8 protein-coding genes are annotated in these 9,436 nt (G+C 32.6%); 4 read left to right on the forward strand and 4 right to left on the reverse strand.

All coding sequences use genetic code 11. The features are described 5' to 3' along the window. Positions 1–4 precede the first annotated feature (4 nt). Genes IF125_RS09495 through IF125_RS09505 form a run of 3 tightly spaced genes read left to right on the forward strand, consistent with a single transcriptional unit; the run spans position 5 to position 3,511 of the window. Positions 5–850, forward strand: a complete 846-nt coding sequence (locus tag IF125_RS09495) for a hypothetical protein (protein WP_225542314.1) — start codon at positions 5–7, stop codon at positions 848–850. Between the two features lie 25 nt (positions 851–875). Next, positions 876–2,459 (forward strand): S41 family peptidase, encoded by a 1,584-nt coding sequence (locus IF125_RS09500; RefSeq protein WP_225542315.1) that lies wholly within the window; start codon positions 876–878, stop codon positions 2,457–2,459. Continuing rightward, complete coding sequence (locus tag IF125_RS09505; RefSeq protein WP_225542316.1) at positions 2,459–3,511, forward strand: DUF6630 family protein; 1,053 nt, start codon at positions 2,459–2,461, stop codon at positions 3,509–3,511. Before IF125_RS09500 ends, IF125_RS09505 begins: the two co-directional genes overlap by 1 nt. A 12-nt stretch (positions 3,512–3,523) precedes the next feature. Here the strand turns inward: IF125_RS09505 and IF125_RS09510 are convergent, their stop codons facing one another. The 4 genes from IF125_RS09510 to IF125_RS09525 form a co-directional block, all read right to left on the reverse strand. Further along, positions 3,524–4,525 (reverse strand): FAD:protein FMN transferase, encoded by a 1,002-nt coding sequence (locus tag IF125_RS09510; protein WP_225542317.1) that lies wholly within the window; start codon positions 4,523–4,525, stop codon positions 3,524–3,526. Positions 4,526–4,653: 128 nt separating this feature from the next. After that, a complete protein-coding gene (locus tag IF125_RS09515) occupies positions 4,654–6,843 on the reverse strand; it encodes a PepSY domain-containing protein (protein ID WP_225542318.1) in 2,190 nt (729 codons plus the stop codon). Position 6,844: 1 nt separating this feature from the next. After that, entirely contained in the window at positions 6,845–7,288 is a 444-nt protein-coding gene (locus IF125_RS09520; protein ID WP_394369884.1) for a DUF2271 domain-containing protein, read from the reverse strand. A gap of 56 nt (positions 7,289–7,344) precedes the next feature. Next, on the reverse strand, positions 7,345–8,808 hold the full coding sequence (locus IF125_RS09525; RefSeq protein ID WP_225542320.1) for an ankyrin repeat domain-containing protein: 1,464 nt from the start codon (positions 8,806–8,808) through the stop codon (positions 7,345–7,347). 289 nt (positions 8,809–9,097) lie between these two features. Between IF125_RS09525 and IF125_RS09530 the strand changes: the two genes are divergently transcribed. Then, positions 9,098–9,238 carry a hypothetical protein gene (locus IF125_RS09530; protein WP_225542321.1) on the forward strand — a complete coding sequence of 47 codons (141 nt, stop codon included), beginning with the start codon at positions 9,098–9,100 and terminating at the stop codon, positions 9,236–9,238. Positions 9,239–9,436 lie beyond the last annotated feature (198 nt).

A 9,436-nucleotide genomic window follows, 5' to 3' on the forward strand; every position in this document is an offset into this window, starting at 1 on the left:
AATAATGAAACAAATAATTACAACTTTTTTAATGGTGTCATGTTCTTTCGTAGGATTTGCTCAAGAAACATTTCAATTCAAACTGAAATATCACCCAGAATCATCCTATCAAATGGACATGGATATGCAGATGAACATGCAGATGCAAATGGCAGGTGACGAAAAACTTTCGAATGAATTGAGTCAAGTGGAAACTAAAATGGACATGAGTTTTCAAACTTTAACCGTTACAAAAGAAATGGATAAAGAAGGTGATTTACCTTTCGAAATTTTTTACAAAAAGTTAGATTCTAAAATGAATGTCAATGGACAAGAAATTCCAATGGATCAAGATGCTATAACAAAAGAATTGTTAAAAATCAAGATTAATGGTATTGAGAACGAGAAAGGAAGACAATATTCATCGGATGAAATGACAGGGGATTTATCGAACATGAAAGATTTGTACGATAATATGATGAATTCGATGTCTATGTTTATGATTTTTCCAAAAGAAACTTTTAAGATTGGGGATATGCACGAAGTGATAATTCCTTTCAAAATGCCTTTGCAACAAGGTGTTGATATCGAGATGAATATTAAAGGAGTGTATAAATTACTAAAAATTGCAGATGGAAAAGCTTATTTTGATGTAGAAATGACTTCGGTTGGTAACATAAAAATGCCAAGTCAGTTAAATATTAACTTTGACGAGTACAAATTAAACGGAAGTTTAACGATGAATGTTTTCGATCAAAACATTAACGAATCAACTTTTTCTGGACCAATGAGTATGACAATGGAGGTCAATAACATGAAAATCAAAATGATTTCTCAAAATAATTACCGAACTAAAACATCAAAATTGTAACTTTCTATCTTTTATAAGAATACCAATGAAATTAACGTCTCTTTTTACTTATTTGTTTCTCTTTTTAATGTGTAGTTGTGTTTCTGTGGAGAAATACAATGCACATATTGATAAAAAAATCCCTGCAAATAAGCTAAAGAAAGACGTTGATTTTGCCTACAAAAAATTAAAAAGATATCATCCAAAATTGGATATGTATCTTGCTCAAAATGAATTAGATTTTAAAGTTGATAGTTTAAAAAAGACCCTTACAAAATCATTGAAACCAAATGATTTTTACATTAAGTTTTTTCCGATTTTCGAAAGTTTAGAGCACGGACATACATATATTTATCCGATTTATAAACGATTGAATAAAAAGGAAATAAAGCAATACAAAGATTCAAAGTCAGCGTTTAATGATTATAGTTTCTTTTGGAAAAATGATTCAGTTTTTTTGATACATGATCAGTCTAAAATAAATCCAATAAATCCTGGTTCAGCATTAGTTTTTATAGATAATATTCCAACAAAATATCTATACGATAAATACAAAAAAAGCATTTTTGGCGATGGAAAAAACACCACTTTTACAGATAATGTATTCAACCGAACATTTTTGAATTATGTTACATTAGAGCAGGGGATTAAAGATTCAGTCGAACTTACTTTTTTAATGGGGAATAAGCCAATCCGAAAAAAAACATTCAGGACTTATCCCAAATCAAAAGAAACTGAGAAAAAGGAACTTCCAAAAATCACCAAAGAACAAAAGCAAATCGACCGAAAAGTTCGAATTAAGCAAAAAACGTATGGATACTCCAAAAATTCGGCAGCTTATTCCAAAGATTTATCTTTTCCTACGAACGACAGTACTATTGCAGTGCTAAAAGTAACTGATTTTAGAAAAGGTAAGGTACAAGAGCTATATAAAGAAGTTTTTACAGATATCAAAAATCATAAAGTTCAAAACTTGGTATTGGATCTTCGCAATAATGGGGGAGGATTCATCAAAGATGCACATTATTTGTATGCATATTTGGTCGATGATTCGAAGTCTTTTTTAGGTGAAAAAATTGTTGCCAATAAGACTTCATTTGGAAAATCATTGTACAATATTTTTCCCACTTATACCTACCCGATACTTTGGTTGGGATCTGGTTATACCTACTTTGCAACATCCAAAAATTCGGACAATGAATACGAATTAAACATACCTTTCTCGTTTGTAAAAATAGACAAATCGCTTATTTACAAAGGGAATTTGTATGTGATGATCAATGGAGGATCGTATTCCGCTTCTTCGCTTATTTCGGCGAATCTTCAACTCAAGAATCGTGCATTTTTTGTTGGAGAAGAAACTGGAGGCGATTTTAATGGAACGGTGGCTGGTTTGATGCCTAAGTTTACGTTACCTCATTCAAAACTACAAATGTCGGTGGGAACAGTTTATCTTTCGCCTATCGAAAAGCGAGAAGAAATGGGACATGGTGTATTTCCAAATAAAGAAATTAAAACGACTTTAGAAGATCGTATAAAAAATATTGATCCGCAATTGCGATGGATCATTACAGATGTGAAACAGAACAATAAAGCCTTACGTCAAATTATAACTAATACTACCCCTTAATGTTCTCAAAATTTTTTAATCCCAAGCAAGAAACCAACGCAGCAGACGGTACAGATTATCTGAAAATATTCAAATCAATTTTTGAATTTTATGAACAGGATGATGAATTCAATTATCGTACAAAAGTGATCGGTACGGAGGGTTTTTGTGAATTGAATTATTATTTAATTCCCAATGCATTTGATTTAGAAAATCAATTAATTCCAAACGGCATTTCTACCTATGAAGATTTATATGCGATCATCGCTCCTAAAATTAACTTTTCGACAGTAGAACCGAATTATTTTGATGAAAACTCCGTTAATTTCTTACATCTGTTTTTTAAAACTTCTCATCCAGAAAATAAATTTCAATGGATTAATCACGATTTTTTAATCTTTTGTGGATATCAAGATTCCGATGAAATCAATGTGTATGAGGTGCTTTATTCGTCACAATTTGATACCGATTTTATTGATTTTTGGCAAAAAGCCGAACCGTGTAGTTTGATTTTACCCATAAATTCCGATCACGCGGAAGCGCTTGAAAAGGTAGAAGATGTGTTGTTAGGATTGTGTCAAACGATGGGCATACCTCATTTGGATAAAATGTTCAAAGATGCTACAAAAGAAGTGTATTATGAAGTCAATGAACAATTGTATGCTAATTTATTGAAATTGATTAATCCGTTGACCGATGAATCAGAAGTCTTGCATCGCGCAAAAAAATTACATCAAAAATTGGTAGTGGATGAAATGGAAGACGAGGGCGATAATGCCGATTTACTTTTAGAATTCTATTGGCAATCGGATTGGAAATTTGAGTTTGAAGATCTTGAAGATTTTATTGCTTCAGCAGTCGATCAACCGTTACAAATCGAAATTCCAGAAGATACTTATTCAGCCGATTTGTTTCCTTACATTCAATTGTATCTAAAGCAAAATGGTAAAATCTTGATGAATTATAATTCGTTTGGAGATAGCTATTTTTTCTTTATAATTGATGTAAAAGATGTCGATGAGGTGATCAACCAAGCTTATTTTGCAGGAATACATCTTGAAGTGGCAGAGTAAAAGTGCTGTCGATTATTTGAGTTTCTTTTTAATTTTTTTGTAGTTCTTCGAACGAATGATTTTTCCGTTATCGGTAATCAATAAAGCGGCATACTCTTTTTGTTGATTGATGAAAGCTAATCCTTTTTCTTTCCCTAAAACCATGATAGACGTAGAGAAACCATTGCACATTTCGGCATTTGGTCCAATCACGGTTACACCGGTTAACCCAGTAGAAGGCATACCTGTTTTGGGATTGATGATGTGGGAATAGCGAATTCCGTCAATTAAAATAAATTTTTCGTAATCGCCAGATGTAGTAACAGCAGCATTTTTCATAACTAAAATATCTGCCATTTTAAAGCGTTTGAACGGGTTTGTAATTCCAATTTTCCAAGGTTCACCATTTGGTTGATTTCCCCAAGTTGTCATATCACCAGAGGCATCTATAATACCAGCTTGTATTCCTAAATTTTGCATATAAGTTCGCGCTTTTTGTGCTGCATAGCCTTTTCCTGTTGATCCAAAACCGATTTTCATTCCAGCTTTTTTTAAGAAAATAGTCGAATTTTTTTCATCAAGTAAGATGTTTTGATAACCAACTTTTTCAATCGCTTTTTTGATTTCATTTTCTGTTGGAATTTCTTCCATCGTGCCATCAAATTTCCAAACTTTGTCCATTGCTGCAAAACTAATATCAAAAGCTCCATTGGTAAGTTGAGAAAAATAAATTGCTCTTTTTGTCAATTCAAAAACTTCTCGATCAACTTTTATTGGTTTGATTCCTGCATTTTGATTGACTTGAGAAACCTGTGAAGTTGGTTTCCAATCTGAAATTAATTCTTCGATTCTAATCATTTCATCAATTGCTTTGTTAATATTTTTTTCGGCAGAAATAGAATCTTTATCAACCAAAGTAATTTGAAAACGACTTCCCATCAAAATTGTGTCTCTAACTCCGACCGTTTGAGCATTCGTCGGAATTAGAGCATACAATAGTATAAAAGTGAATATATTTTTTAGAAATGATTTCATTTTCTAATTATTATGATGTGATCCTGAATCAAGTTTAGGAAGACTTTTAAAAATGTTAAGCTGAATTTATTTCAGCTTCTCATTCTTTAAATTATTCCATTCACACATTCTCGAATCAACTCATTTAATTAATAACAATCCGTCAAAAATTGTCCGTTTGCTTTAAATTCTTCAAATGATTTATTTAAATGCTCTTGACAAATTTCCTCTAACACCTTTTCTACATCATGTTGCATGGCTAAAGCCCCACAAACCATAATAATCCCTTTGTTTTGTAAGGTTTCTGCAAAAAACTTAGCATCTCGATGAACTAAATCCATTACATATTGTTTGTTTTCTTCACGAGAAAAAGCGTTGTGATAGCTTGTTAAATGATTTTTTTCAATTTGTTTTTTTGCAAAATCTTGATATCCTTTTGTGGTAGGATTTAAATGTCGAAAACCGGTGTACAAATGTGTTTCAACATTATTTTTGTTTTCATCAATCATTCCAAGAAAAGGCGCAATACCTGTTCCATTTGCAATCATGACAACTTTAGACGCTTTCGGGAATCTAAACGCTTTATTCTTTACGATTCTCGCTTTTATAATTGAATTTTCTTTTAGGTTGTGTAAATATTGAGAACCTAATCCAAATTCATGTAACTTCACAATAAGTTGTAATTTATTCTCGACTTTACCAATCGAATACAAACGCTCACGATGATCATTCGCTGGATAAATAGCCAATAAATCGCCTGATTTAAACTTCTGTTTTGCATCTAAAACTACTGTAAAAGTGGCATCTTCATCGGTAATTTGTGTCGAAGAAATCACCTTTAAATCTTTTAATTTTGGTGCTTTCCCCACATACATGGCTGGCGTTGTGGCTAACGGAATATCCGTAGCCTCTTTGTAAGCAATCACCCAATTTGTAAATTCTTCTGGAGATTTATCGTTGATGGTTTTTAAATCCAATAAACGTGTTGCCCACGATTGTTTTTCGAACCATTGATCCACTTTCACCGCGTAGCCACAATAATCGGAGTAAGCTCTTGAACCAAATCCTACGACTGAGAATTTAACCTTTTGTGGTTGCGGATATTGAGCAATTAATTCTTCAAATTTCTTGGCATTCGCGGGCGTATCTCCAATTCCATAAGTGGAAGTAAAAACCACGATATGTTCAGCATTAGGATACGTTTCATATTGATTCATTTGAACCATGAAGGATTTCTTTCCGTTGGCTAAAAATTGTTGATGAATTTTATTCGCAAAACCAACTGTTGAACCATTTTCAGAACCCACTAAAACTACAATTTCAGCTTCATTAGCCTTGAATTTATTCTTTCCGATTTTCGTACGTGTACGTTTTAAGGTAATGGCAAATCCTGACCAAATAAAGAATAAAATATTAAGTGATGCGATTCCTAAAATTGCAGCCCAAATGACATTGGTACGACCTGTGTGTAAATCGATATTGAATTTTTCCACGACAGCTGAATACGGATGGAATGATTCAGTCATAATTTCACCATTCACTTGATTGATTGTTACACTTTTCTTTCTTAAATGAACAACAAATGGTTCAGCTTCATCATCTGGAATAAAAGGAAATTCGATTCGTTCTACACTACTTAATTTTGTGTTTTGGAAGAATTTGATTTCGCTTAACTCTTTGGCAGGTAAATTTTCTTTGATGGGGTGTTCCACTTCTGTTGGTTGGCCTACTAAAGGTTCTAATCGTGCCAAGAAAATGAATGTTCCTGTTAATCCAATGATCACAATAGGAATTAACAACCAACGTCCGGTTGCCACATGAAAATATTGGGCAAATGAGTCTTTATTGACTTTTGTAAAGAAATTTAAAATTCCGTTTTGGCGTTGAATCACTAAGATTAATCCAGTCACTGAAATTAAAAATAAGATAAAGGAAACGATACCCACAATGGCGCGTCCTGTTTCTTTTAAAAATAATGAGCGGTGTAGGGCAGTGGTCCAATTGATGAAATCACTTTTCGGAACGATTTCTCCAATGTTTTTTCCTGTATGGGGATCGATGTAAGATTGAATAGGATTCCCATCTTCGTCCATAGCATCAATCGTTACAAAATCGTTGTGATCAACTTTTATTTCGATAATTTCAAAATAATTCTCGCGCAAAGTCGGAAGAACCTGCGCGAGTGTAATATTTTCAAAATTTTCGACTTTGTAGGCCGGAGATTTCTCATTGATGGCATCAACCGCTAAAATTACTCCTGTCGTGGAAAGGATTAAAAGAAAAGCTGATGATATAAGGGCTAATGCCAAATGGGCATACCTCCAAATCGATAGGATCATTTTACTGAACTTTAATAAAACGTACGGCTTTAATGTATTCTGTTCCTTTAATTCCTGCTTTATTGTCTAATGCCGCAGATGTTAATGCAATTTCAGCATCTTTTACCACGTACTTTTGTGTTTCAACAGCAGATTCAAAACGGATTTTATACCCTTTATTCAATTTCGCTGTATCAAATTCGATCACACGTGTTGCTCTTGCGCCACCAGCCACAGAAGCTCCTGTAATTCCGTTTAATTTTTCTTTTTTCTTTTTATTGAATTTATCCCACTCTTTTAATGTGTTATACCATTCATTATCTTTTCCTAAAACTCCTAACGTTTTCTCGTATTGTCCTTTTGGATTAATCAAAGAAATTACAATGTAAGCTTCCTTACCTGTATAATTCTCCATCTGGATCATTGTTTTATACTTCGTTGTTTGAGCGAAAGTGGCAGTAGCCATTAGTATAACTACGACGCTGAATAATTTTTTTATGACGTTAAATTTCATTTTCTGTATTATTTTAAGAAGTCAATCGATACATTATTTTTCTTCAAGAATTCGTTTTGAGCAGCTAATTCGTAAGCTGTTTCTTCAAATTCTGTTTTTAAATTTTTTTGAGCACCCGCACCAATTAAAGTTTTTAAGATTTGATCATTTTTAGCAATTAAAGCTGCTTTATGTAAAGCTGTATTTCCGTCTTCGTCTTGTGCATTAATATTTACACCTAATTCAATTGCTTTCTTTACTAAAGCGTTATCACCTTTATCTACGGCTAAATGCAATAATGTCGAACCTTTTTGTTGAGTGGCTTTAAAATCTATCTTCGCCTTTGCTAATATTTCTTGTTTTTGTGCAAATGTTTCATCATTTGGTTTGAAAGAATTGAACCAATATGATGCTAAATTATTACCTTCTTTATCCTTGATATCCGTTTTTGCACTTTTATCGATTAATAAAGTTACGATTTCAGGAGTTCCAGATGCTACCGCCTTTGTCAAAGCCGATTCTCCATTAGAGTTTACAGCATTAACATTGTTAGATTTTGATAAGAATAAATTGATTAAATCGGTGTTTTTTCCGGCAGCAGCCACCATTAATGCGGTGTTGCCTGCTTTATCTACTACTTTAACATCAGCTCCTTTCGAAATTACATAATTGATGATTTCTGAATTTCCACGACGAGATAAGGCGTGTAATAATGATTGTCCTTGAGGGTTTAGAGCTTTTGGATTTAATTTATATTTTTCAACTAAAGTTTTGAAAACTTCGACTCCATTTTCTTTCATTCTAGAGCCTTGCGTTGCGAAAAATATAGCTTGATCTGTAGGTTTTACACCTTTAGCAGCTAATAAATCTAAGATTTCTAAATTTCCAACTTTCGTAGAATAGTCAGCTACTGTACGTCCGAATTTATCTTTCTCCGTTAATGAAACACCTTTAGAAACAAAGTATTCTGCAATTTTTAAATCCGTATCATTTGCGATAGACTCCATAATGATGTTTGTACCATCCTCGTTTTTTACTTTAGGATTAGCACCTGCTTTGATTAAGGCATCATAAACCGCTAAATTCTTGTTTCCAGCACTTGCTGCGTATGTAATCACATCATCACCGTGGCTGTCTTTGTAGTGAACATCAGAACCTTTTGCGATTAAATAATTGACTAATTCAAGATTTCCAGCTGCAGCAGCCCATTGCAAATAAATGCGAGAATGGTGTGTTTTTTTATCCACAGCATTTCCATCTTGTTCAATTAAAAATTTTAAAACATCAAAATCTGCTTTATTATTTATCGCTATCACCACAGGATCAAAAAATCCTGCATTTTGTTGCGAAGGACTGTTTCCTTTTCCAATTTCTGCTTTTACAGTTTCAACGGATGGTTTGTTTTTCCAAAAACCAGCATCCATTAAAGTGTTGGTTTGCGCTTGTAAAAATGAAGCGATTAATACGGCAACTGTGATGAATAACTTTTTCATATCTAGCGTTTATCTTATCTATTATTATTTAGACCAATTTTAATTTGATGTCAAAAGTAAGACTTTATTTATAATAATTCTAAATTTTAAAATTAAAATTATGTGAAGGTGCTAAATATCATTTATCATTTAAAATGAATTTGGAGAATTTATAATTGAATCCTCTTAACAAGAATTGAATGAATCTGTTTTGAAAAAAAATGTAAATTTTTATTCAAATAAGTAAAGAATTCCTATTTCGTTACAGATTTGCATTTTACTTTTGACGTATCATATTCAAACGACTACCATGAAATATATATCATTCTTAAGTTTTCTTCTTTTTTCCATTTGCATCAATGCACAAGTTTCTCCTCCTGGTTTGGGCGATACCAATGGTGCAAGTTGGTTCGCATTAGGAATGAAACAAGATCTGAATGAAAAGATGTAATCAATGACGTATGTTGGATTAGGTTTAAAAGAGTGATGAAGAGAATTACAACATTACATCAAAGCCAGCAATCATTGTGATAAATCAAGAATTTTATCACCAAGTGGATAAACATTGGAAATGTAATCTTCCCCTTGTTAAGAACACTTAAAAGTAGAGTTTTTATTTAATATTATTGTATTATTATTTTGATTAATT

The organism is Empedobacter stercoris (assembly GCF_020281205.1).
In the GTDB taxonomy this organism is placed as follows: Bacteria; Bacteroidota; Bacteroidia; order Flavobacteriales; family Weeksellaceae; genus Empedobacter; species Empedobacter stercoris.

Coding starts and splice junctions, on each gene's coding strand:
- IF125_RS09495 (WP_225542314.1), top strand. CDS start 5: ATGAAACAAATAATTACAACTTTTTTAATGGTGTCATGTTCTTTCGTA.
- IF125_RS09500 (WP_225542315.1), top strand. CDS start 876: ATGAAATTAACGTCTCTTTTTACTTATTTGTTTCTCTTTTTAATGTGT.
- IF125_RS09505 (WP_225542316.1), top strand. CDS start 2,459: ATGTTCTCAAAATTTTTTAATCCCAAGCAAGAAACCAACGCAGCAGAC.
- IF125_RS09510 (WP_225542317.1), bottom strand. CDS start 4,525: ATGAAATCATTTCTAAAAAATATATTCACTTTTATACTATTGTATGCT.
- IF125_RS09515 (WP_225542318.1), bottom strand. CDS start 6,843: ATGATCCTATCGATTTGGAGGTATGCCCATTTGGCATTAGCCCTTATA.
- IF125_RS09520 (WP_394369884.1), bottom strand. CDS start 7,288: ATGGCTACTGCCACTTTCGCTCAAACAACGAAGTATAAAACAATGATC.
- IF125_RS09525 (WP_225542320.1), bottom strand. CDS start 8,808: ATGAAAAAGTTATTCATCACAGTTGCCGTATTAATCGCTTCATTTTTA.
- IF125_RS09530 (WP_225542321.1), top strand. CDS start 9,098: ATGAAATATATATCATTCTTAAGTTTTCTTCTTTTTTCCATTTGCATC.